The 22,297-nt window shown below is 61.7% G+C and carries 22 protein-coding genes; 11 read left to right on the top strand and 11 right to left on the bottom strand.

Features of this window, described 5'->3' with window-relative positions; genetic code table 11:
- Positions 1–22 precede the first annotated feature (22 nt).
- The 8 genes from HTS88_RS22110 to HTS88_RS02005 all read right to left on the bottom strand — a co-directional run bounded on the left by HTS88_RS22110 (position 23) and on the right by HTS88_RS02005 (position 7,476).
- A complete protein-coding gene (locus tag HTS88_RS22110; protein WP_343044863.1) occupies positions 23–439 on the bottom strand; it encodes a substrate-binding domain-containing protein in 417 nt (138 codons plus the stop codon).
- A gap of 281 nt (positions 440–720) precedes the next feature.
- The gene (locus HTS88_RS02035; RefSeq protein ID WP_174174976.1) at positions 721–1,044 is read right to left on the bottom strand and encodes a putative quinol monooxygenase; all 324 of its coding nucleotides are present in this window, start codon (positions 1,042–1,044) and stop codon (positions 721–723) included.
- A 68-nt stretch (positions 1,045–1,112) separates the two neighbouring features.
- Positions 1,113–2,285, bottom strand: coding sequence for a levoglucosan dehydrogenase (locus HTS88_RS02030; protein WP_174174974.1), 1,173 nt, complete (start codon positions 2,283–2,285; stop codon positions 1,113–1,115).
- Positions 2,286–2,353: 68 nt separating this feature from the next.
- On the bottom strand, positions 2,354–3,169 hold the full coding sequence (locus HTS88_RS02025) for a sugar phosphate isomerase/epimerase family protein (protein ID WP_174174972.1): 816 nt from the start codon (positions 3,167–3,169) through the stop codon (positions 2,354–2,356).
- Positions 3,170–3,231: 62 nt separating this feature from the next.
- Positions 3,232–4,215 (bottom strand): ABC transporter permease subunit, encoded by a 984-nt coding sequence (locus HTS88_RS02020; RefSeq protein WP_174174970.1) that lies wholly within the window; start codon positions 4,213–4,215, stop codon positions 3,232–3,234.
- A gap of 3 nt (positions 4,216–4,218) precedes the next feature.
- On the bottom strand, positions 4,219–5,727 hold the full coding sequence (locus HTS88_RS02015) for a sugar ABC transporter ATP-binding protein (protein WP_174174968.1): 1,509 nt from the start codon (positions 5,725–5,727) through the stop codon (positions 4,219–4,221).
- 55 nt (positions 5,728–5,782) lie between these two features.
- Positions 5,783–6,943 (bottom strand): substrate-binding domain-containing protein, encoded by a 1,161-nt coding sequence (locus HTS88_RS02010; protein WP_174174966.1) that lies wholly within the window; start codon positions 6,941–6,943, stop codon positions 5,783–5,785.
- Positions 6,944–6,993: 50 nt separating this feature from the next.
- Positions 6,994–7,476 carry a hypothetical protein gene (locus HTS88_RS02005; RefSeq protein WP_174174964.1) on the bottom strand — a complete coding sequence of 161 codons (483 nt, stop codon included), beginning with the start codon at positions 7,474–7,476 and terminating at the stop codon, positions 6,994–6,996.
- Positions 7,477–7,693: 217 nt separating this feature from the next.
- Between HTS88_RS02005 and HTS88_RS02000 the strand changes: the two genes are divergently transcribed.
- From HTS88_RS02000 to HTS88_RS01950, 11 genes are all read left to right on the top strand, one after another.
- On the top strand, positions 7,694–8,758 hold the full coding sequence (locus HTS88_RS02000; protein WP_174175284.1) for a LacI family DNA-binding transcriptional regulator: 1,065 nt from the start codon (positions 7,694–7,696) through the stop codon (positions 8,756–8,758).
- A 47-nt stretch (positions 8,759–8,805) separates the two neighbouring features.
- The gene (locus tag HTS88_RS01995) at positions 8,806–10,539 is read left to right on the top strand and encodes an ABC transporter ATP-binding protein (RefSeq protein ID WP_174174961.1); all 1,734 of its coding nucleotides are present in this window, start codon (positions 8,806–8,808) and stop codon (positions 10,537–10,539) included.
- Entirely contained in the window at positions 10,536–12,554 is a 2,019-nt protein-coding gene (locus tag HTS88_RS01990) for an ABC transporter ATP-binding protein (RefSeq protein ID WP_281358965.1), read from the top strand. Before HTS88_RS01995 ends, HTS88_RS01990 begins: the two co-directional genes overlap by 4 nt.
- A gap of 404 nt (positions 12,555–12,958) precedes the next feature.
- Positions 12,959–13,333, top strand: a complete 375-nt coding sequence (locus HTS88_RS01985; RefSeq protein ID WP_174174959.1) for a hypothetical protein — start codon at positions 12,959–12,961, stop codon at positions 13,331–13,333.
- Positions 13,330–14,193, top strand: a complete 864-nt coding sequence (locus HTS88_RS01980; RefSeq protein WP_174174957.1) for a hypothetical protein — start codon at positions 13,330–13,332, stop codon at positions 14,191–14,193. The genes HTS88_RS01985 and HTS88_RS01980 overlap by 4 nt, the downstream gene beginning before the upstream one ends.
- A complete protein-coding gene (acpS, locus tag HTS88_RS01975; RefSeq protein ID WP_174174955.1) occupies positions 14,190–14,579 on the top strand; it encodes a holo-ACP synthase in 390 nt (129 codons plus the stop codon). The genes HTS88_RS01980 and acpS overlap by 4 nt, the downstream gene beginning before the upstream one ends.
- Positions 14,569–14,937 (top strand): helix-turn-helix domain-containing protein, encoded by a 369-nt coding sequence (locus tag HTS88_RS22390; RefSeq protein ID WP_217432130.1) that lies wholly within the window; start codon positions 14,569–14,571, stop codon positions 14,935–14,937. The genes acpS and HTS88_RS22390 overlap by 11 nt, the downstream gene beginning before the upstream one ends.
- A complete protein-coding gene (locus HTS88_RS01965; RefSeq protein WP_174174953.1) occupies positions 14,934–16,061 on the top strand; it encodes an ImmA/IrrE family metallo-endopeptidase in 1,128 nt (375 codons plus the stop codon). Before HTS88_RS22390 ends, HTS88_RS01965 begins: the two co-directional genes overlap by 4 nt.
- A 71-nt stretch (positions 16,062–16,132) precedes the next feature.
- Positions 16,133–16,741: a C1 family peptidase gene (locus HTS88_RS01960; RefSeq protein ID WP_174174951.1), complete on the top strand. Its 609-nt coding sequence runs from the start codon at positions 16,133–16,135 to the stop codon at positions 16,739–16,741.
- Positions 16,738–17,337: a dTMP kinase gene (locus HTS88_RS01955; RefSeq protein ID WP_174174949.1), complete on the top strand. Its 600-nt coding sequence runs from the start codon at positions 16,738–16,740 to the stop codon at positions 17,335–17,337. The genes HTS88_RS01960 and HTS88_RS01955 overlap by 4 nt, the downstream gene beginning before the upstream one ends.
- Positions 17,338–17,352: 15 nt before the next feature.
- A complete protein-coding gene (locus tag HTS88_RS01950; protein WP_174174947.1) occupies positions 17,353–18,348 on the top strand; it encodes a thymidylate synthase in 996 nt (331 codons plus the stop codon).
- On the opposite strand, the gene HTS88_RS01945 is transcribed toward HTS88_RS01950, so the two are convergent.
- The 3 genes from HTS88_RS01945 to HTS88_RS01935 all read right to left on the bottom strand — a co-directional run bounded on the left by HTS88_RS01945 (position 18,320) and on the right by HTS88_RS01935 (position 22,123).
- Positions 18,320–19,408 (bottom strand): nucleotide kinase domain-containing protein, encoded by a 1,089-nt coding sequence (locus tag HTS88_RS01945; protein ID WP_174174945.1) that lies wholly within the window; start codon positions 19,406–19,408, stop codon positions 18,320–18,322. The two genes, HTS88_RS01950 and HTS88_RS01945, sit on opposite strands and share 29 nt — an antisense overlap.
- Before the next feature lie 484 nt (positions 19,409–19,892).
- Positions 19,893–20,117, bottom strand: a complete 225-nt coding sequence (locus tag HTS88_RS01940) for a hypothetical protein (protein WP_174174943.1) — start codon at positions 20,115–20,117, stop codon at positions 19,893–19,895.
- Positions 20,114–22,123, bottom strand: coding sequence for an nSTAND3 domain-containing NTPase (locus HTS88_RS01935; protein WP_174174941.1), 2,010 nt, complete (start codon positions 22,121–22,123; stop codon positions 20,114–20,116). The genes HTS88_RS01940 and HTS88_RS01935 overlap by 4 nt, the downstream gene beginning before the upstream one ends.
- Positions 22,124–22,297: the final 174 nt, after the last annotated feature.

The raw sequence follows: 22,297 nt of genomic DNA, 5'->3' as shown, positions 1-22,297 counted from the left end.
AGAAGTAAACCCGCACTGGGGGTTATGGGAGCGCTCTCACCAACCCTAGGTATTTGTGATGGGAAACACAAGGATCAGTTTCGAAGCGACCATATCCACCATCGGCCGGGTCACATTGGTCAGGTCCGGTGCGTTGGCCGTCGGGAGGGAATGTGCCCGCGCACGCCCTGGGCTCAGAATGGGAATCGGGCCCGCACCCCTGGCGGCCTAGGTCTTCTGGGGTGCGGGGCCACTGCTCTCGCGGACAACCAGTTCCGTAGCCAGTTTCGATGCTGCGCGGGTGCGGGTCGGTGCCTCGCGCCATGCCGAGAATCATCCGGACGGCTGTTTCTGCCATCTCGCTGAGCGGCTGGTTGATGGTGGTCAGGGACGGGGCCACCCATGCTGCGAGGGGGAGGTCGTCGTAGCCGACGACGGACAGGTCGCGCGGGACCTCCACGTTTCTTTCACGTGCGGCCCGGAGCGGTAGCAGAACTCGGCAGCGTACCGTTGGTGGATGCCGTGGCCACGCATGATGCCGAGGACGGACGTGCCGCGGTATTCCTCGTCAACCGTTCGCTCAGTGAGGAGATGACGGTCACCGTGAACGTGGTGGCGCTGGGCAGGCCAACGGCATAACCTCCCGGCTCCAGCACAGCCGCAGCCCGCCGTCGTCATGCAGGTGGACGGTGGTGCGGGTGAACGGGCGGTCATGTCAGGCCCTCGTGGGCTCGGCAGGCCTCAGGAAAGGGGCGTCAGGGAAGTTACGGAGAACGGCACTGACAATAGCGGGTCCACTGCCCTTACAAACTCCTTGACGTGGTCCTGTTCGTTGTGGGCTTCGAGGTCCTCGCTGCGGGCCCAGCCTTCGAAGAGGACAAACGTGCCGGGCTGCTGTTCGTCAGTGAACACAGTGTATTCCAGGCATCCTGGGTCTTTCCGGCTTAGCGTCTGCAGGGAGTGGAGGGCTTCCTGCAGCTCGGCTTCGTGCCCTGCTTTGGCGATGAATACCGGCATTAGCCAGGTTTCCGGTGTCTCCTGGCGGTGTGGCAAGGGCTTGGGCATCTTGTCTTCCTGGATGGTGGTGGTGCGGTTGGGGGAGGGACAGCCTTTCGCCGTCCCTCCCCAACTGGTCAAGCGGTGATCTGCGGAACTTCCACCCATGATTCTTTCGCGGCGGATTCGACAATGGCGTCGTCGATGAGGGCGACCTGGTAGCCGTCTGCGAAGCTGGGGCTTACGCTGCCGCCCTCAGCAATTGCCTTGAAGAAGTCGTACGCTTCGATGATCTTCGTTTCCCCGTAGCCAATGCCCAGAGCTGGAATCGGCCAGAGGCCTTCTCCGTACGGATGGGCCGGTCCCGTGTAAACGGTCCGGAATCCGCGGCGGTCGGCCTGGTCGGAGGCGAAGCAGACCTGCAGCTCATCGCGCCGTTCGTAGTTGAATACGATGCTGCCCTCGGTTCCGTGGATTTCGAAGGTGATGTAGTTGTTCCTGCCGTGCGCGTTGCGTGTCGCCTCCACGGATCCCACGGCTCCGTTTGCGAAGCGGATCATCGTCATGACCTCGTCGTCGACATCCACCTGGCCCCGCGGGCCCTCTCCGCCCCGTACGGTGCCAAGAGCGTCGGCCCCGCCCGCCTGGAGGGGCCGCTCCGGGATCCAGGTGGACAGGACGGCGTTGACGGCGCTGAACTCGCCGACAAGGTAGCGGGCCATGTCGATGACGTGCGTGGCGATGTCGCCCAGGGCCCCGGAACCTGCGATTGATTTCTGGAAACGCCAGGACAAGGGCGAGTTGGGGTCGGCGCTCCAATCCTGCAGGTACGTCCCGCGGAAGTTGAGAATCTGTCCTATTGCACCTTCCTCGATGTACTTCTTGGCCAACGCGACTGCGGGCGTGCGCCGGTAGTTGAAGGCAACCATGTGGACGATGTTCTTGTCTTTGACTGCGTCATACATCGCCTTTGATTCCTCGCCCGTGCGGGCAAGGGGCTTTTCGCAGATGATGTGCTTGCCCGCTTCAGCCGCGGCTATGGCGATTTCAGCGTGGAGATGGTTGGGCGTTGCGATATCCACGACGTGGATGTCTGGATCCTCGATGATGGTGCGCCAATCCGAAGTGGAATTTTCGAAGCCGAAGCGTCGGGCCGCTTCGGCCGCAAGCTCCGGATTCGCCTCCGCAATGACCTTGCGGACCGGAAGAGCCGGTGCAGGCCAAAAGAACATGGGCATGGCGGCGTAAGCGAGGGAGTGGGCTTTGCCCATGAAACCCCCACCAATGAGGCCGACGTTGAGGTTCTGCATGTGAACTGGGTTCCTTTCGGAAAAGACGGGAGTCGCCGAGGCTGGCTATCCCTGGCGGTCAGGATTGGTTAGAGGATTTTCTCGAGGTACTTCTTGCTGATGGCGGCAGCGTCCCGGGGATCGCCGTCGTAGCCGTCGAGTTCGACCATGAGCCAGCTGTCGTATCCGCTTTCCCGAATCGCGGCGATGATGTCCGGGAAGTCGAGTTCGCCCTGGCCCAAGGGAAGGAAATTGAACGGGTCCTGCTGAAAATCTTTGAGGTGGACGTGCCGGATCCGGTCGGGATACTTCCGGATGACTGCGGCGGGGTCTGCGCCGCCAGCTGCAAGATGCGCCGTGTCCGGGCAGAAGCCTATGCGGGTGAGCGGCATGAGCTTGTCCAGCTCGTCGGGGCTCTCCACGATGGTGCTCAGATGTGGATGGTAGCTTGCCGACAGCCCAAAGCTTTCTGCGATGTCCGTGACGCTGTCCAACGCTTCCCCGAGGCGGCGGTAGTCCTCTTCGTTGGTTCCGGCGGCGCGCCGTGCTCCACCACCAACGACGAGCCGTTCCGCTCCGAAGCCGGCTGCCAGCTCGGCGGCCCGGTGGATCCGGTGCATTTCGTCCGGGAGGATGTCTGCGTAAATGAAGTTGGCCCCGGTATAGACGCTTGCCAGGGAGACTCCCGAACTGCTGAGGATTTCTTTGAGTTCCTCCGGCTTTTCTGCATACTCCGCAAGGTTGCCGTCGAACATCTCAACGCCTTCGTAGCCGACAGATGCAATGTCCCGTACGGCGTCACGCATGGATCCATGGGTCAGATAGAAGAGGTCCTTGACGCTCGTCACGCCTTGGGCGTGGCCGACGACGCCTCCCCATGTGATGGAGCAGTAGCCAAGTTTCATTGTTTGTGCCTTTCGACTGCAGGGATGAATTGCATGGTGGGCGCCGGAATCACTGGCACTGTTTATTTCTTTCGTGCCATGGCGACGGCCAGGATGATGATGGCGCCTCGGACGACCTGCTGCTGGCTGCTGTCCAGCCCGGCGAGGATCAGTCCGTTGTTGATCAGGCCGATCAGGAGGGCGCCGAAGAGGGTGCCGATGATGGAGCCAAACCCGCCGAAGAGGCTGGTTCCGCCCAGGATGACGGCGGCGATGGCGGAGAGCTCGTCTCCCGATCCCCACTGGAACCGTCCGGACTGGAGGCGGCCGGCGTAGAGCATGCCGGCGACGCTTGCCGCCATGGCCGAGATGAGGAGGACCTGGAATTTGATGCGTTTGGTGTTGATGCCGGTGAAGTCCGCCGCGTTGCGGTTGCCTCCCGTGGCCAGGACCTGGCGGCCGAACCGGGTGCGGTTCAGGACGACGGCGCCGATGGCGACGAAGATGGCGCTCCAGACGACCAGCCCTGGGACGGGGCCGAAGTTGCCGGATCCGAACAGCGTGTTGAAGGTGTCGTTCAGGATCGGCTGGGGTGCCGAGGCGGTGATCCATTGGGCGACGCCGACCGCTATCCCCAGCATGCCGAGCGTCACCAGGAAGGACGGGATGCCCAGGAGGCTGACAAGCGCCCCGTTGATTGATCCGACCACCAGCCCGACGGCGAGGCCCGCCAGGATCCCCGGAACCAGGCCAAACTGGGACAGCGCCATGGCCGTGCAGACGCTGGAGAGCCCGGCCACGGAACCGACGCTCAGGTCGATCTCCGCGCATGCGATCACGTAGGTCATGCCGACGGCGATGACGGTGATGGTGGCCGTCTGCCTAAAGATGTTCAGCAGGTTGTTCGGCGACAGGAAGCCCTGGTCGCGCAGCAGGATGGCGAAGAAGATGAAGACGACGACGAAGCCGATGTAGATGACGTAGCGCCGCCAGTCGAGTTCCTTGAGGACGGTGCCGAAATTGCGGGCCGCGGTGTCCCGGGGCGCGATGGTGTTTGACTTGCTCACTGTTCAGACTCCCTGGACTGCAAGTTGGAGATATTCCTCGTCAGCGATCTCGCTGCGGGGAATGTCGCGGATGATGGAGCCGTCCTTGAGGACGAGGACGCGGTCGCTGACCGCGAGTAGTTCGGGATACTCGGAGGAGATGACGATGACGGCTTTGCCGGCACTTGCCAGCTCACGGATCATGTCCAGGATTTCGCTCTTGGTGCCGATGTCCACGCCGGCCGTTGGCTCGTCCAGGATCAAGATGTCCGGATCCGTGCCCAGCCACTTGGCGATAACCACCTTCTGCTGGTTGCCGCCCGAGAGGAGCCGCACCGGGCGGTTGGGATGGGCCACCTTGACTGCGAAACGCTTGATAAGGGAAGCAGACAACGCCTTGCCTTTGGCGCCGTCCAGGAGCGGCCCCCGCTGGATCTGCCCGAGCAGCGGCAGGAGCAGGTTGTCCTGGACGGAGTGCTCCAGGACGAGGCCTTGGGCCCTGCGGTCCTCCGGGATGAGGGCGACGCCGGCGTTGATGGCCTGCTGTGGCGAGGCAAGGTTGACCTTCTTGCCCCGCAGGAGGACGTCACCGCTGTCCAGTTGGTCAATGCCGAAGAGGGCACGGGCCAACTCGGTGCGTCCGCTTCCCATCAGCCCCGCCAGACCGAGGATTTCCCCGGGGCGGAGCGTGAAGGAAACGTCCCGCACCCGGTTCCCGGCGTTGAGCCCGCGGACTTCCAACAGCGGTGCGCCATCGTGGTCCACACGATCCCGTGCCCGGTAGGAAAGCTGCCCTTCGATCTTCTTGCCGACGATGCCTTCAACGATCTGCTCGGGAGTGACGTCCGTCAGAGGCGCGGTGAGGAGGTGGCGGCCATCGCGAAGGATGGTGATCCGGTCCGCCAGCCGGTACACCTCGTCCATCCGGTGCGAGATGTAGATGATCGAGATGCCGCGCTGCTTCAGGCGGTCGATCAGTTCGAAGAGCGCCTCGGACTCGTGCCGGGCCAGGCTGGCAGTGGGTTCGTCCATGATCAGGACCTGGGCGTTCTGGGCCAGGGCCTTGGCGATCTCGGTCAGCTGCCAGTATGCAGTCCCGAGCCGGGAGACCTCCGCGCGGGGGTCGACGTCGACCTCCATCTCAGAGAAGACCTCCCTGGCCCGTTTCACCGCAGTGCGATCGTCGATGAGCCCGCCCCTGCCGAGCGGTTCGGCAGCGAGGAAGATGTTCTGTGCAACTGTCAGGCTCGGTACCAGGCTGAATTCCTGGAAGACCATCCCGATCCCGGCGGCCTTCGCGTCCTGGATGGAGTTGATGGCGGCTGGCTTCCCGCCGATGAGGATCTCTCCAGCGTCGGCTTGGTAGACGCCCTGGAGGATCTTCATCAGCGTGGACTTCCCGGCGCCGTTGCCCCCGGCGAGTGCGTGGACCTCGCCCTTCCGGACGTCGAAGCTGACGTCCTTCAGCACGGAAACGCCGTTGAAGCCCTTGGAGATCGAGCGCATTTCGACGACATTGTCTGCGGTGTTCATGGTTGCCCTTTCGGAGTGGCGCGGGGGTTGGGACCCCCGCGCCGTCGGGTCTTGGCTACTGCTTGTAGGAGTCCTGGATGTCCTTCGGGGCGTCCTCGTGGTAGACCTGCTTCCAGGCTTCCAGGACGTTGGAGTGGTCCACCGGAAGGGCGCTCAGCGCCACGTAGGCGGGTGCTTCCTTGCCGATGAGCGCGCCGGCAGCCAGCCGAGCCTCTGTCACACCCTGGTCGAACGGAACCTGCGCTCCGAGGCCGACGATGAGTTCGTCCTTGGCCAGGGCGATGGCGACATTCTTGCCGAGGTCCTCCGTGGCGATCTTCAGGTCCGGGCGGCCGGCGGCGCGGGCGGCAGCCATGACACCTTCTGCGGGGACGTCCCACACGGCCCAGATGCCGGCCAGGTCAGGGTACTTGCTCAGCATTGCGTTTGCGGCAGCCTGGGCGTCTCCAGCGAAGTCCGGCCCGGCAATACCCTTTTCCTCGACGATCTGGATGTCCGGGTATTCCTTGGTGATGGTTTCCTTGAAGCCGTCGTAGCGCTGTTTGGTGACGAAGAAGTCAGCCTGGTGGAAGACAAGGCCGATCTTGCCCTTGCCGCCGAGCGCTTTGGCCATCTGGTGGGCAGAGACGACGCCGTTGCCGTAGTTGTCAGCGGAAACAACAGAGACATAGTCCTGGCCGGCGGTGAGGCCCTGGGGGATGTTGTCCATGAAGACAAGCTTCGTGCCGGCCTCGGCGGCCTTCTTGTACGCGGAGGCGGTGGCCACGGGGTCCGTGGGGATGGACACGATGATGTCCGGATCCTGCGTCATGACGGTCTCGATGTCCGAGACCTGCTTGTCCGGCTTGAAGTTTGCGTCGGTGGTGGCAATGACCTTGATGCCCAGCTTCTCGAATTCGCTCTTGAGTCCGTTCACCTGGGCGGTGGCCCAGTCGTTGCCGCCGTAGTGCATCACGATTGCGGCTTTGGCGTTGAGTCCCTTGACCTTCTCGATCTCCTCCGGAGTCAGATCCGCGACGGAGGCCGGCGAGGGCGTCTCGCCGTTGGGGCCTTTGCTCAGGACCTGCCCCTTGATCTTGTCGAGGGCCTGCTGGGCCTTCTCGGAAACGCCGGCGTCGGGGGCGTTTGATGTGGCAGTTGTTGAACTGCTGCAGGACGCAAGGGAAAGTGACAGGGCTGCGGCCAGGGCCACGATGGGAAGCCTGCGGATCATCATTGTTCTCCAGTGCTTTTGGGTGGATGGATGGGGTGGATGCCTGCGGTGGATCAGGCGAGCGCTACTGCCAGGGCGGGGGGGACCGGTGAGAGGACCAGCCCGCCGGCTGCCGAGGCTGTGCGTAGAGCGGCGGCTTTGTCTGAAGCTCCCAGGAGGGCTTCTGCATGCCCTTTGTCGACGAAGAGGCCCAGTGAACACGGCCCTTGGTGGGCTTGGACCCACCGCACCGCTTCGCCTGCGGCTTTAGCCATTTCTCCGCCCGACCGGGCCACCGTCCCGTCAATGGTGGACACGGACGCGGGTGCACCGGAATTGTCCACAGAAACAACCAGGCTTGCCCAAAGACAGTTGCCGTCGAAGATTCCGACGACGGCCGAGGAACCGGCGGAGACGAAAGTGCGGACAGCGGCTGCGAGATCCATTGGCGCCGTGTCCTTCAGGAGCTCTTCCAAATGTGCCCACTGCGCCTGGTCGACATTCCGAAGCCCAGTGCCGGGGTCGAGCGCGAGTGCGTCGACGATGCTGTCAGCCATCTCGCTCCCTTCCTCATTGAATTAGCTGCACCGTAAGCGTTTACGAGGTTACCGTGAACGTTTACGGACATCATCGTAAACGTTTACGGACGAGAGTGTCAAGCATCACAGGAATGGACCGTCCGGGCCTGTGGGGCAGCCGGGCCGACGTAAGATTAATCGACGGACCCCAGTGGTTCGGTCCAGGAGGTGCGTGACAGGAGAGAACGTGGCAGGCATGGCGGTTCCCCGTGAGGCGAGCGAGAGGCTAAGGGACGCCCCGATGCGCCGTAAGCCCACCATCAACGATGTGGCCCAGGTAGCCGGGGTCTCTTTCGGAACAGTCTCGCGGGTACTGAATGACGCACCGGACGTGAGCGCGGCAACGCGAAAGCGGGTGTTGCAGGTCATCAAGGACATCGGATACCGCCGGAACCGGGCAGCCACCGCGTTGGTCACCAGTCGGTCGATGTCCATCGGCATCCTGTCCGACGGATCCCCCCGGTTCGGCCCGGTTGGAACACTCATGGCCCTGGAGAACGTCGCTCGTAAGAAGGGCTACGCCACAACTGTCATCAGTGTCGAGAAACCCCACGAAGAGTCAGTGCAGGCAGCCCTGGACACCTTGGATGACACCGGCGTGGGGGGAATCATTGTTATTGCCCCCCTTGTGGAGATGGCAGCAGCCGTCTGGAATGCGTCCTTCCGAGTGCCGGTGGAGATGATTGCGGCAGGGGCGTCATCGACCCCAAACGTCTTCACCTACTCCGAGAACCAGGAGCTCGGAGCACGGCTGGCCACCCAGCATCTCATTGACCTTGGCCACACAGACATCGCCCACATTGCCGGCTCGATGGATTGGTTCGACGGCCGGGTCCGCAAGCGCGGCTGGGAGGCCGCGCTTCGTGACGCTGGCCTCCCACAGGGGCTCTGCATCGAGGGCGACTGGAGCCCTCGATGGGCGTACGAAACCGGCCTCAAGCTCGTCCGCGAGGACAGGGTCCCCCAGGCGATTTTCGCCGCCAGCGACCACACTGCGCTGGGGCTTATTCGCGCATTCGCTGAAAATGGCGTGCGCGTCCCGGAGGATGTGAGCATCGTCGGTTTCGACGATATCGAAGGTTCGGATTTCTTCCTGCCTCCCCTGACCACCGTCCGCCAGGACTTCGCTGCGTTGGCGACTATGAGCATGGAGGTGCTGACCGGTGCGATGGAGGGGCGGGAGGTAGACCGCACTCCGATCGCGCCGACGCTCGTTGTCCGCAACAGCTCCACCCGCGCAGTTCCCAGCCTCCGGACGTAAACTGACCTTCGCACCACCTCTTGTGGACAATGTGTCAGGAGCCGCCCATGCTCTGGAAGCTGCTTGTTGAATACCTGCGGCCGCACCGCACGCTGCTGCTCGCCGTCGTCGTTTTCCAGCTGGCGCAGTCCATCGCGTCCCTGTATCTGCCCACGCTGAACGCGGACATCATCGACGAGGGCGTGGCCAAGGCGAACATCGGCTACATCCTGAGCCTGGGCGGGGTGATGCTGGCGATCACGCTGCTGCAGATCGTGTGCGCGGTGATCGCTGTGTACTTCGCGGCGAAGGCGGCCATGGGTGTGGGCCGGGACCTCCGCGGCGCGATCTTCAAAAGGGTGGGGGAGTTCTCCGAGCAGGAAGTCACCAAGTTCGGCGCACCAAGCCTCATCACCAGGTCCACCAACGACGTCCAGCAGGTCCAGCAGCTGGTCCTTATGTCCGCCACCATGCTGGTCACCGCGCCCATGCTCAGCATCGGCGGCGTGATCATGGCGATCCGGCAGGACGTCCAGCTGTCCTGGCTGATTGCCGTCGCCGTCCCGGTGCTGCTGGTCGCCGTCGGCCTGCTCACCGCCCGGATGGTGCCGCTGTTCCGGAAGATGCAGAAACGGATCGACACCGTGAACCGGGTCCTCCGCGAGCAGCTCACCGGCATCCGCGTGGTCCGCGCGTTCGTCCGCGAGGACATCGAGACCGGCCGCTTCGCCCGTGCCAACGAGGACGTCACGGACACCGCCCTCCGCGCCGGCCGGCTGATGGCGCTCGCGTTCCCGGTGGTGATGCTGGTGCTGAACGTCTCCAGCGTGGCCGTGATCTGGTTCGGCTCGTTCCGCATCCAGGACGGCTCCATGCAGGTGGGCACGCTCATCGCCTTCCTGAGCTACCTGATCCAGATCCTGATGTCCGTCATGATGGCCACGTTCATGGCCGTGATGATCCCGCGCGCCGCCGTCTCCGCGGACCGGATCGGCGAGGTGCTGCGCACCGAGTCGAGCGTCCGGCCCCCAAAGAACCCCCTCAGCAGCGAGGTCCGGCGCGGCGAGCTGGAAATGCGCAACGTCGGATTCGCCTACCCGGGTGCCGACCAGCCCGTCCTTTCCGGCATCAGCTTCACCGCAAGGGCGGGGCAGACGACGGCGATCATCGGCAGCACCGGGTCGGGCAAGACCACCCTGGTGAACCTCATGCCCCGGCTGTTCGACGCCACCAGCGGGGCAGTACGGATGGACGGCGTGGACGTCCGCGAGCTGCACCCGGACCTGCTCTGGGGGCACATCGGCCTGGTCCCGCAGCGGCCCTACCTGTTCAGCGGCACCGTGCGCAGCAACCTGCTCTACGGCAAGCCGGACGCCACCGAGGACGAGCTCTGGACTGCCCTGGAAATCGCCCAGGCCAAGGAGTTCGTGGAGCGGATGGAGGGCGGCCTGGACGCACCCATCAGCCAGGGCGGCACCAACGTTTCCGGCGGTCAGCGGCAGCGGCTGGCCATCGCCCGGGCCCTGGTGAAGCGGCCCGAGTTGTACATTTTCGACGACTCGTTCTCCTCGCTGGACACCGGCACCGACGCCCGGCTCCGCCAGGCCCTCAAGCGCAGCACCGCCGGCGCCACGCTGGTGATCATCGCCCAGCGCGTCTCCAGCATCGTGGACGCGGACCAGATCCTGGTGCTCGACGACGGCAGGATCGTGGGGCGCGGAACGCACAGTGAGCTGCTGGAGACGTCCGAGACGTACCGCGAGATCGTCAGCTCCCAGCTGGCGGCGGAGGAGACGGTATGAGCCGGCAGCCCTCTCCCGGAACCGGCGCCAAAGCCGCACCGGCCCCCGCAGCGGGCGGCGCCGCCGTCGCACGCATTCCCCGTCCCATGGGCGGGCCGGGACGCGGCGGGCCGTTCGCCGGGATGAACGTCCCGGCGGAGAAGGCGATGAACTTCTGGCCGTCGGCCAAGCGGCTGCTGGGGAAGCTGCGGCCGGAGCGGGCGTGGCTGCTGCTGGTGTTCGTGACGGCGGTGGCCGGGGTGGCGCTGTCCGTGATCGGGCCGCGGCTGCTGGGGGAGGGCACCAACCTGATCTTCGCCGGCGTAGTGTCCCGCGAGATGCCTGCGGGGGTGACCAAGGAGCAGGTGATCGCGCAGCTGCGGGCGTCGGGCGAGGGGCAGCGCGCGGACATGCTCAGCGCCATGGACCTGGTGCCGGGGCAGGGGATCGACTTTGCCGCGCTGGGTAGCGTGCTGACGTGGGCGCTGGTGCTGTATGTGCTGTCGTCGGCGTTCATGTGGGTGCAGGCGTATGTGCTGAACGGGGTGGTGCAGCGGACGGTGTTCGGGCTGCGCCGGGAGATCGAGGCGAAGATCCACCGGCTGCCGCTGCGGTATTTCGACTCGATCCAGCGCGGCGAGCTGCTCAGCCGGGTCACCAATGACGTGGACAACATCTCGCAGAGCCTGCAGCAGACCATCAGCCAGGCGGTCACGTCGGTGCTGACGGTGCTGGGCGTGCTGGTGATGATGTTCATCCTTTCGCCCACGCTGGCGCTGATCGCGCTGGTGACCATTCCGCTGACGCTGGGGATCACGGCGCTGATTGCCAAGCGCTCGCAGAAGCTGTTCGTGGCGCAGTGGAAAAACACAGGTGAGTTAAATGGACAGATCGAGGAGACGTACACCGGGCATGCGCTGGTGAAGGTGTTCGGCCGGCAGCGCGAGGTGGAGGAGCGGTTCCGGCAGAAGAACGCGGAGCTGTATGACGCGAGTTTCGGGGCGCAGTTCATTTCCGGGCTGATCATGCCGGCCATGACGTTCATCGGGAACCTGGTGTACGTGGGGATCGCGGTGGTGGGCGGGCTGCAGGTGGCGTCCGGGGCAATGCAGCTGGGCGATGTGCAGGCGTTTATCCAGTACTCGCGGCAGTTCACCATGCCGCTGGCGCAGCTGGGGTCCATGGCGAACCTGCTGCAGTCCGGAGTGGCGTCCGCCGAGCGGGTGTTCTCGCTGCTGGATGAGGAAGAAGAATCTGCGGAGCCTGCGCCTTCTGCCGGGCCCGTGTTTGGGCGGGGGCGGCTGGTGTTTGAGGATGTGTCGTTCTCGTATTCGCCGGACAAGCCGCTGATCTCCGGGTTGTCCCTGGTGGCGGAGCCGGGGCAGACGGTGGCGATTGTGGGGCCCACCGGGGCGGGGAAGACGACGCTGGTGAACCTGATGATGCGGTTCTACGAGCTGGATGCGGGGCGGATAACGCTCGACGGCGTGGACGTCACCTCGGTGCCGCGGCGCGAGCTGCGCTCGCGGCTGGGGATGGTGCTGCAGGATACCTGGCTGTTCGCAGGGACGATACGGGACAACATCGCGTATGGGCGGCCTGGGGCTACCGAGGCGGAGATTCTGGAGGCGGCGCGGGCGACGTATGTGGACCGGTTCGTGCGGTCACTGCCGGACGGTTACGACACACTGCTGGAAGATGAGGGGTCCAACGTGTCCGCGGGGGAGAAGCAGCTGCTGACGATTGCCCGGGCGTTCCTGGCGCGGCCTTCGGTGCTGATCCTGGACGAGGCGACGTCTTCCGTGGATACCCGGACCGAGGTGCTGGTGCAGAAGGCGATGAGTGCGCTGCGGTCCGACCGGACGTCGTTTGTGATTGCGCACCGCCTGTCCACCATCCGCGACGCGGACCTCATCCTGGTGATGGAGGCCGGCCAAATCGTGGAACAGGGCACGCACGCTTCACTGTTGGCCGCCGCTGGGGCTTACGCGCGGCTGTACGAGGCGCAGTTTGCGGCTCCTGCCGCAGAGGTTTAGTCAGCGCGGAACCGGCATAGGATTGTGCTCCCTAGCACCGAGGATCCGGAACTGGGAGCCGCAAGGGCTACTTCTCCCGTGCTGTAAGGGCCGATGACCGGGTCCTGTGAACCTACGGCGAAAGAGGAGAATACTCGGACTCCCGTTCAGCATTGAACCATTGCTATGCAGTCGGAGATTGTGATGCTGATCCAGTAGCAAGACAAAACCGCCTTCAAAGTTTTGGGCAAGGCACTAATCTTCCCCTCGGCCTTGGCATCAGATCCTGAAACCGCCCGGTCTTCAGATGGGCATCAACCTCAGGCAACTGGGACGCGCCGGCAGGCAAAGGGAGGCGCTGGGTTGACCGGCGGATTGGGCCGGAATACTTGACATGTATGTCAGAAAATCTGACAATAGCTTGTATGACAAATAACACGTTGGCGGTGGCGGGCGGGTTCAACCAGCACTCCGCAATACCCGCGCCCGTGATTGGGCCGAACGGCGTGATTTTTGACACGCTGGGGATGCCGATGTCGGTGGCCGCGGCAAAGACGATGACAAAGACAGCCATTGAGGCTGCGTTATCCAGGACTCTGGCAAAGCTCCATCATGAGTCGGTGGATTCTGTCGATGCCACCGCCGCGATAGATTCCATTGAAGTCGTGTTCCTGGTCGGTCGCTTTTACCGGAATCTGGACCGTAAACAGCCGGATCTGAGCAAGATCCACCGTGACCGCTGGTCAAACCTGGAAGGTATCGCTGAGGTCCTCCAGGACACGGTGGGGGAATTGGCATGAGCCTGCACGTCTCGGCCCAGCACATATCGGATGCCTGGATTCAGACCCTGGAGACTGTGAATTCCAAACCTCACGGCACCGCAACTCACACGCTCGTGTCGATCAGCGCCCCGCAGGAGGGTACCCACGCTGAGGTCTCCGGGGTGGTCGACAAGGCGCTGCGCGGCCGTGATAGGCATGGCATCTTCACCGTCGCAAACACTATTTTTCCTTCTGCTCTCTATAACGATCCCGGTCTAGACTGGTCTGCGGAGCTTTCCAGCGAGGAGACAGCTCTACTGGACGGCGCCGCAGCTGAGCTTTACGAGGCTTATCTAGATACGCTGCCGACACTGCGCCATATCCACGCCAACAAGGCGGGAACGTATTTCTCCCGGATGATTTCCTGGCCCGGCAAGAGCGCGACCGGTACAAATCAGCTGGCCGCCCGCATCGAGGCATTGCGAAACGAGCGGCGCCGGCGCGTGGGGACCTCGAATTTCAGCGACATCAGCCTCGCCGGCGAGGCTGATGGAGCAGGGGGAGGGCTGGAAGAGTACGCTGTGTCTGACACACGGACGCAAGGTTTCCCCTGTCTGGTGCACATCGACATCAGTGTCCGCGCCGGAGCGTTGTCTCTTCTAGCCGTTTACCGGCACTGGCACCTCATTACCCGCGGTTATGGCAACCTCATCGGGCTTGCCAGGTTACAGGAGTTCCTCTGCCAGCAGACCGGCTTCACTATAGGGGAGCTTGCCGTCGTTGCCGGCCACGCCAATGCCGAGCACAGCGCCTATTCCGGAAAGTCGGGCGTGGCGAAGATCCTCACCGATGCCAAGGCCGCGCTCGGCAGCGGCGGCGAATCTGCCGCGTCGGCATGATTACCTCACCCATCACCACTGGTGTTGACCTCGTCGACTGTGGTCGTATCGCGAGGATGCTCGAGGAAGACAGAACATTTCTGGACCTCGCGTTCACGGAGGCGGAGCAGGAGGACTGTCAGGCCGACCCAGCTCGACTGGGTGCCCGATGGGCGGCCAAGGAGGCGGCGATGAAAGCGCTCGGTCAGGGGATCGGCGCGATAGCGCCACTGGACATCGGAGTGCGCCGGGATGAAAACGGGGTTCCAATGATGGAGCTGTCGGGTTCAGCAAAAGCCCGGGCAGATGAATTGGGGATTACTGATTGGAGCGTCGCCCTCAGCCATGAAGGTGGCTTCGCCGTGGCGTTCGTCGTCATGTTGAAAGGAGGAGATCGTGTCAGATAACGAGCTACAAGTTGTAGCCGCCCGCATACGGGAGGCCCGGGAGTCGCTTGGACTCACACAGGAGGAAGTCAGTGGGGCGCTTGGGATTCCCCGAACCAGCGTGCACGCCATGGAGACAGGCAAGAGGGGTGTTTCCGCCCTGGAGCTTCGTCGCCTTGCCCGGTTGTACCGCCGCCGGGTGGAGTGGCTGCTGGGAGAGGACGAAGCGCCGGTCGCGGCTGCGGACGGCGCGTTGTTCCGGGCTACTCGTGGTTTGTCGGACGAAGATAAAGACCAGGTGCTCCGTTTCGCGGAGTTCCTGGCGGCGGGGCCGGTTCCACGCGGCCCACGGCCTCATCTACGGAAGGAGGGTTCTTGAGTCAGCTTAAAGCTGTTCAAGCGGCAACTACCGCGCTCAATGAACTCGGGATTGACCAGTCTGAGCCGGTTGATCCCTTTGAGGCGATTGAGGACGCCGGCCTGTTGCTCCGGTTCCAGCCACTGAAGGACCTCCTTGGCGCTGTTCTGCCGGGAGATCCCGGCGGCGTGCTGATCAACAGTGCCCGGCCGGCGTCGCTGCAGCGCTATACAGCGGCCCATGAGCTCGGGCACTGGTACATGGATCAGGACGTGCTGAGTCTTGATACCGATGAGGCAGTGTTCGGGCACCCTCATGGTGAAGCACGCGAGTTGGACGCACAGGTTTTCGCTGCCCATTTCCTGATGCCGCTTGAACTGCTCTATACCGTTGCCCGCCGGTATGGGATACGTCGCGGGCAGGCAGCTGACGCAGAGCAGGTCTACCAGGCGGCGCGTGACATGCACGTCAGTTACGAAGCTACGGTGCGGCAGCTTATGAACACCCGGCTGATTTCTCCGTCCAACGGCAACCAGTTGCTCAAGACACAGCCCGCAGCCATCAAGCAACGGTTGACGGGTGGACTCAGGCTGCCCAATGCGCGGGGAGACGTGTGGATCGTAGAGCATCCCGAGGATCAAGCTGAAGTCGAAGCTTTCGTAGGGGACGCCATCCTGCTCCGGCTCACCGAATATCCTGCCACCGGGTACCGATGGTATGCCGAGGAGACACTGACGGAAGCTACGATCCACCCGTTTCGTCCGGCGCCGCCACCGTTCAACGGGGGCCAGGCATTCACAGATGCTGCCCCCGCACCGGGCGGGGGCGAGGTGGTTCCGTTCCCGGCCATGGCTGAGGCCTCGGATGTTGTGTCCCTTCTGCAGGACAGGTTGGTGCAGGAACCGTATCAGGCGGGGGCAACGGCTGTCGGCGGTGCTGTGACCCGGCTGGTTGCCTACACCGCGGACGCTCCCGGTGACGAAGCCATTCAGTTGAACCACGTCAGGCCGGTCCGGCCGAATGCGCCCGTGTCGCGGATCAGGGTCACTACCCACGTGCGTGGTGTGCCTGAAGTTGAGTTCCGCCGGCGTCTTATTGCCGCGTTTGCCCGTGGTGAGGCGGAAGGAACCGAGTGGGATTACTGATGCGGGACGACATTGATCTTCGCCCTTTAGTGGGCGGCAGCATATTGGACCAAGGGTTCCGCCCCACCTGCGTGGCTTTCGCATCCTCCGTCGGGCACGAAGCGCTGCAGGCCGACTCACCGGTTCAGCATCTTGCGCCGGAGGCGCTGTGGTGGCAGGCGACTGCAGCCGGCCACACCTCCCGCGGCGGCATGGTCTTAAGGAACGTCGGGCCTGCTCTTAGCGGTCACGGGCAGCCTGAGCTGGCCTCCTGGCCCTATAAGCCGACACTGGGTGCGGGTACAGAAGACCCGCCGGCTGGGCTTGGGCAACCTCCCTGGAACCGCGCTGGCCTCACACCCCTTACCCTGCACCATGACGGCATCGAAGACGAACTCGAAGACGCGCTGGCCCGGTCACACCCGGTCATCCTAATCGTGGAGGTCTCCGACGAGTTCCGGGAGCCCGATATCGACGGAATCGTTGCCGTGCCCGACGTCCGGGCCACCGTGGGCGGGTATCACGCGGTGACGTGCGTTGGCGCAGCGACCCACCCGGTCAGCGGAAGGCTTCTGTTGATCAAGAACAGCTGGGGAACGGACTGGGGCCTTGGCGGCTACTGCTGGCTTCCCGTGGACTACCTCATCGCATTCGGCGCTGAAGCTGCAACTGTAAACAACATTCAGGGGAATGTACAATGATGAACCACTCACTCAAACCCGGCACTCTCATCGTCCTGGAAGGCCTGGACAAGACGGGAAAAAGCACCCAGACAAATGCCCTCCGCCAGGCACTGGATCGGAATTCGACCGCCCACGTCCACATGCCCAGCGGCCTGAGCACCTTCACGGATGAGACCTATTCCATGCTGGAGTCCGGATATCGTGCCCCCGCGTCCGGGGTCGCAAAACAGCTTGCCCACCTCGCATGCCACGCGGAGAGCGTTCCCCGCATCAAGGAGCTGCTTGCAACGCAGGCAGTCGTACTGGACCGCTGGTGGTGGTCCACCATGGCCTACGGCTGGTACAGCGGTGACTTCCCCGCGGCCGGCATCACTGAAGCAACGTTCCGGAACCTGATCGAGAGCATCTGGTCCCAACTGAACGCGTCCGTCGTCTTCCTGTTCGACAAGACATACGAGGATGATGCCAACAACTCCGACCCCATCCTGGATGGCTACCAGCAGCTGGCGAAGTCACACGAAGACCTCACCGTCCGCGTCCCCCAGGGGGCACCCTCAGACGTCACGGCGTTCCTGCTGAACGCTCTGCGCGACCGCGAACTGCTCGCAGGCTGAGGCGTAAGCCGGACTATGCGGGCCTTCCACACCATCGACGACGCCTTCCAGGGCATGCTAGCCATTCTGCTCGCCGAAGGAAAGAGGGTCGACAGCCGCAACGGGCCAGCAATGGAACTTCCCTCGCAAGCCTTCGTCATTCAGAAACCCCAGGACCGTTTCCTGCACACGCCCGGCCGCAACAACAACCCCTTCGCGGCGATCGCGGAAACGATGTGGGTCTTGGCAGGCCGCAACGACCTGGGCTATCTCACCCCATATTTGAGGCGCGCACCGCAGTACTCCGATGACGGCGGGAACACCTGGCGGGCCGGTTACGGACCGCGGCTTCGGAACTGGCGCGGGGTGGACCAGGTAGCGGAAGTCCACAACCAGCTCAAGGCCTCCCCATCATCACGGCGTGCCGTCATGAGCCTCTTCGATCCGGAGCTTGATTTCCGGGACAGCGCAGACATTCCCTGCAACAACTGGCTGCACTTCCTGGTCCGGGACGGACGGTTGAATCTCAACGTGGTGGCGCGCAGCACCGACATCTGGTTCGGTTTCTCTGCCATCAATGCTTTCGAGTGGAGCGTCCTGCTGGAGATGATGGCCCGGTGGCTGCACCTTGAGATGGGTGACCTGACTTTCTTCACCTCATCACTGCACCTCTACTGTGAGTTCGAAGACCGGGCACGAACCATATTGGAAAGTCATGCAGGGGCCGTCGACTCCGCAAGCCTAGGCGGCAGCTTTCGCTACGACACCGACTGGGAAAGATCCGCCGAAGCGCACGGGAAGTGGATGGGCCTGGAGCATCGTCTCCGGGCCGGGGCCGACCTTGAAGATTTACACATCCCGTTCAAAGACCCGATGCTCGTCGCTTACGTCCGGGCAATTGATATTTTTTGGTCCTTCAAACGGGGGAACACCGCCGACGCCCTCGAACCCCGTCTGGCTTTGCTGGGGGACAGTGATCTGGGTGCCGCCGCCAGGGAGTTTGTCACCCGAAGGCAAGCACAGGAGCACTGACCGCCCCAAGGATCACAGCATCTCCCCGTCGGTCCTCCGGACCATCAGCCGGACCGTTGCTGGGCAGCACGTTTTTTACAGCGTCATTGATCCCCCACTTTGGCGGAAAAAACGGGGCCGCAACCGCGCGGCCGGGAACGTACCGCTGTTTGATCCGTACCCTCGCACCTATACCGGCGGCCTCGGGGTGGGCGACTCTGGCGTATTTGTCGGTTTCGCAGAACAGGTTCTGGCAGTCGATCATCTTCAGAGGGCGGCCGAAAAGATCCTGGAAGTCAAGCCCGTAACGTTCAAATTCGTCTTCCTGGTGGTCAACCATCCAGCGGATAACGTCTTCGGGCCCGAAACCGTCAGTATCAAGGAAACATTTCGCGAGCCCGCTCCTGGCACCGGGGCCGGCAACAACGAACTCGTTCTCGTCGAAGTCAATGAGGGTGGAGTAGTTCAGGTCAATGGTCAATTGAAAGGCCAAAAAGGGGCCGAGCGAGGGATAGGCAGAAAGAATTCTGTAGACCTGCTGGAGGCTGGAAGCGCCAGCTATTTTTTTGCCGGCTCCGGAAGCCAGGATGTGCTCGATGAGCCGCAGGTGGTTGAGATGTTTCCGCCGCGCCCCGAAGGGCGGGGGTGGGATGATGTACGCGGGGGAGTACACCCGCTCACCGCGCCCCATTGCATCTTCAAGGACGCCGTCCAGGACTCCAATGTCGAATGTAGCTGTTGAGACGACACTGACGGCCTCCTCAATCAGGCACCAGGTCTCCGGTTTGTTGAAAAAACGAAAAAGCAGCGTCCGGAGCAGGATATTATCGGGGTCTTGGGGTCCCTCATATTGAACACGGATAAGATCCTGGGACACCCGATCCGCGGCCCGGTAGGCGTTAGTAAAGCGGTGGGCAGTAAGGATGGGGTCCTCTGACCAAGGCGCGGGCCGACCGTTTAATTTGCCGTGGTAAATCCGTTGCCGTTCCGACGCGACAAACCAGTAACTTCCCAGGACCGGACTTGCCACCAGTTTGCGGGCTCCTACGCGAATGGATCTCACCACACCTCCTACAGGCATACATGTTAATTAGGGGCACAATCTGATCGCGGAGTGTCAGTCGTGCGGCTGCTCACTCAGCCCAGCTTTCTAAGTTCCTAGATTACGCCCTGTAACAGAGCGTACTCAGCAGGTGCTCTGCAGTGATGTCCGCAGCTGTGCTGAATCTTGAGATCAAGGTCCACAGGTCTCCCGTGAAAGATCTCTGATGAAACAGTCCGGGGGTAGGGGAGCGGAACAATCGGGCTTCCCGCTCTGCTCGCACGTCAGGAAAGCTGTCCCTTGATCTAATTTCTCTGGCGTGGAGCTTTCGTGCCTTGCAAGTCCTCCTGAATACTGACGCCTATCGCCGTTGATCCACAGGGCAGCTACCTCTTGTTGTTCCGCACTCCCAGCTGATAAGTCTGAAGAATGAGGCGATACCTTCGCCGTGCATGTATAGGGGTATGAGTGTGTCAGTAGTCCCGGACGGCCAGCGCGGCCGAAGGGGCGATCACTTACTTGGTTAGGTGATGTCAGGAGACTGGGGGAGGAACCGATCGAACAAGGTGCGAAGCTCAGTATCGGTTCCAACGTCGGTAGTTCTGCTTGACCATCCTTCACGGCTGTCATTAACAAATTGTTCATACTCGGACACCCTTCGACCGTGGTCTTCAAGTTCTTCCACCACCGCTGATAAACCAAGATCTGATGCCATTGAGATAAGTCCCTCGATATTCGTGAGGTTCATTCCCTGCGATTCCATAGCATTATACAATAGGCTTCGAAGTCATCAACGAGTTCGACGGGTATGCCGCTCTCAAATAAATTTGTGAAGATATCAAAGGATATAGCCCAGTCTTCGTCATAGTCCGTGTCGAAGGCCAGAAGGAGTGCACGGGCTGATTCTTCAAGAGAAGTCCTATGCTTGGACCACAACGCGCTGTCCATCGCAAATTCAACTATACTTTTCACGGCCGAGGGGGTGCCAATACCGTCCTTCCAGATTCTTTCGATAATAGTCAGTTGTGCGTCCCACCAAGATTCCGGAAACAGTGACTCAAATGAGAGGGTTGAGACTTCGGATAAGTCGTGCACCCTTTGACTCTTCTCACGGTCGTTCATGCAATGGGCACCCTGTACTGGCAGGAGACGCGTTATAGCTCTACTGACGTTGTCTTGTATGCGAGAAAGTGGGAGCGGGCCACTAACGCTGCGGTGCACCAAATAATCTGTTCCCACCCTTGCCAGTCGGGCGATCTGATCTATAGATACGGCATTATCCACAACGGTACTTAGCGCCATCCTATCCGCACGCAAGACTCCGAGGATAAATTCTCGAACCGCCGGACTATGGAAAGAAATATGAACTTCGCCGATAATCTGCGAGGTGCGAAGGAAGGTTTGATCCAAGGTCTTCAAGGATCGCCGTATACGATACCCTGTGATCGGTCCGATTTGGGACTCATAGGGCTTCAGCGAGCCCTCCAGTTCTGAGTACGTTATTCCACCGTAAGAACACATAACTTGCAGTATTGTGCGATCGATCGCGTTGATATGGTTTTCATACGCGTTACTCCAGAGCTCCTGGGGGTTGTCCAAAGTATTTAGAAAGGCCTCCAAATACGGCCCATCCAACTCAAAAGCCAACCTACTCGTCGCATATCCTATGAGGCGAGGATTGTACCCTTTGTGGTCTACTATCTTCTTCCAGGCATCATTGGCAAATTGTTCTCGGTATTCCTGAGGCAATGAGGAGTGGAACAAATGATTGTACAGAATTCGGCCGCGATCACGTCTGTTGTAGTGTGGCATTTCCAAAATGAGGCGGCGGGACGCCTCGATGTCTTTAAGAAGCGGATACGACTGTTCCGCATCTTTCAAAATGTACTCTCGCGTGGTCAATATAAACTTATGCTTTCCGCTTTTTGCAATTTGTTTGATGAAGCTCACAAGTCGGCGATCTTCCTTCTTTGACAGGCGCTCACTGAGGGCGAGTTCTCCGAGGAAATCATCGTAGAGAAACACCTGCTTGGTTGAAGCGTCGAACGCTGCCCACCCTTCCTCAACGTCGCTCGAAATCTCGATTGGCATGTATCCATCGGACATTAAGCCCGCAACTAGTGCGTGGGAGAGCATGGTCTTTCCAACGCCGGGAGCACCCGCTATCAAGCAGACATTTTCATTTTCGAGAGCGGCATTTGCTGCGGCAAAGGCTTGAGTCTCAACGAAGCGCGGAAGTTCCTCTTCGACTCGCTCCGCTAGAGCTCGAGAGCGATTGTGGAGTGAACTGTTCGTGGCCCAAAAAAGCTGAAGACCGGTATGGAGCCATAGCTTGAGGTGACGTGTTTCTACGCTTGGATTTGCGTGGAGCAGATCATTGATCTTTTCTGCACTCCACACGTCCTCAATGGATTTCATCCACTCACTGAACAGGTCGTATAACTGTTCATTCTGAGTTTCTACAGTGGATTGTGAAGTCATGAAAACGTATTGCGATGGGTTATTCTCTCTTACCTTCGGAAGTTCGGCCTTGGCGGCCGCGAGAAGCTGCGAAAAAGTTGACTTAATATAATGCTTACACTGCGCAATTCCTAGGCCGGTGTCTTCATTCCAGATAAGGTCCTTTCCTTTGTCTTTCCCGCTGGCGTACCTTCGCACAGCTACGCCAGCAGTGGTGGCGAGGAGATCAGCGCACAACTCCTCGAACTCGATGTCGGAAAGAACAGAAAAATTTCGCATCTGATCATCATCCAACGATCATTCCGCAAATTGGGAATCAGATGGGGCAGCTGTGCACAGATGGTGTCGCTGGCACGCAAGATACTCAAACCCTCGCCCGTCCGGCCGGGGTTAGCTGCATGTGGCCCCCGCATTTGACCAAGGGCGCCGCGGTTGAAGTGCCGCCTGCTTGAGAATGTTGACGGGACG

The sequence above is a fragment of the Pseudarthrobacter oxydans genome (genome assembly GCF_013314975.1).
In the GTDB taxonomy this organism is placed as follows: Bacteria; Actinomycetota; Actinomycetes; order Actinomycetales; family Micrococcaceae; genus Arthrobacter; species Arthrobacter oxydans.
Note: the sequence above shows the minus strand (reverse complement) of the source record. Positions and strands in the feature narration are given on the sequence as shown.

Coding starts and splice junctions, on each gene's coding strand:
- HTS88_RS01990 (WP_281358965.1), top strand. CDS start 10,536: ATGAGCCGGCAGCCCTCTCCCGGAACCGGCGCCAAAGCCGCACCGGCC.
- HTS88_RS02025 (WP_174174972.1), bottom strand. CDS start 3,169: ATGAAACTTGGCTACTGCTCCATCACATGGGGAGGCGTCGTCGGCCAC.
- HTS88_RS01985 (WP_174174959.1), top strand. CDS start 12,959: ATGACAAATAACACGTTGGCGGTGGCGGGCGGGTTCAACCAGCACTCC.
- HTS88_RS02035 (WP_174174976.1), bottom strand. CDS start 1,044: ATGCCCAAGCCCTTGCCACACCGCCAGGAGACACCGGAAACCTGGCTA.
- HTS88_RS01945 (WP_174174945.1), bottom strand. CDS start 19,408: ATGCCTGTAGGAGGTGTGGTGAGATCCATTCGCGTAGGAGCCCGCAAA.
- HTS88_RS01980 (WP_174174957.1), top strand. CDS start 13,330: ATGAGCCTGCACGTCTCGGCCCAGCACATATCGGATGCCTGGATTCAG.
- HTS88_RS02000 (WP_174175284.1), top strand. CDS start 7,694: ATGGCGGTTCCCCGTGAGGCGAGCGAGAGGCTAAGGGACGCCCCGATG.
- HTS88_RS02005 (WP_174174964.1), bottom strand. CDS start 7,476: ATGGCTGACAGCATCGTCGACGCACTCGCGCTCGACCCCGGCACTGGG.
- acpS (WP_174174955.1), top strand. CDS start 14,190: ATGATTACCTCACCCATCACCACTGGTGTTGACCTCGTCGACTGTGGT.
- HTS88_RS01995 (WP_174174961.1), top strand. CDS start 8,806: ATGCTCTGGAAGCTGCTTGTTGAATACCTGCGGCCGCACCGCACGCTG.
- HTS88_RS01940 (WP_174174943.1), bottom strand. CDS start 20,117: ATGAACCTCACGAATATCGAGGGACTTATCTCAATGGCATCAGATCTT.
- HTS88_RS02015 (WP_174174968.1), bottom strand. CDS start 5,727: ATGAACACCGCAGACAATGTCGTCGAAATGCGCTCGATCTCCAAGGGC.
- HTS88_RS01950 (WP_174174947.1), top strand. CDS start 17,353: ATGCGGGCCTTCCACACCATCGACGACGCCTTCCAGGGCATGCTAGCC.
- HTS88_RS02030 (WP_174174974.1), bottom strand. CDS start 2,285: ATGCAGAACCTCAACGTCGGCCTCATTGGTGGGGGTTTCATGGGCAAA.
- HTS88_RS01955 (WP_174174949.1), top strand. CDS start 16,738: ATGATGAACCACTCACTCAAACCCGGCACTCTCATCGTCCTGGAAGGC.
- HTS88_RS02010 (WP_174174966.1), bottom strand. CDS start 6,943: ATGATGATCCGCAGGCTTCCCATCGTGGCCCTGGCCGCAGCCCTGTCA.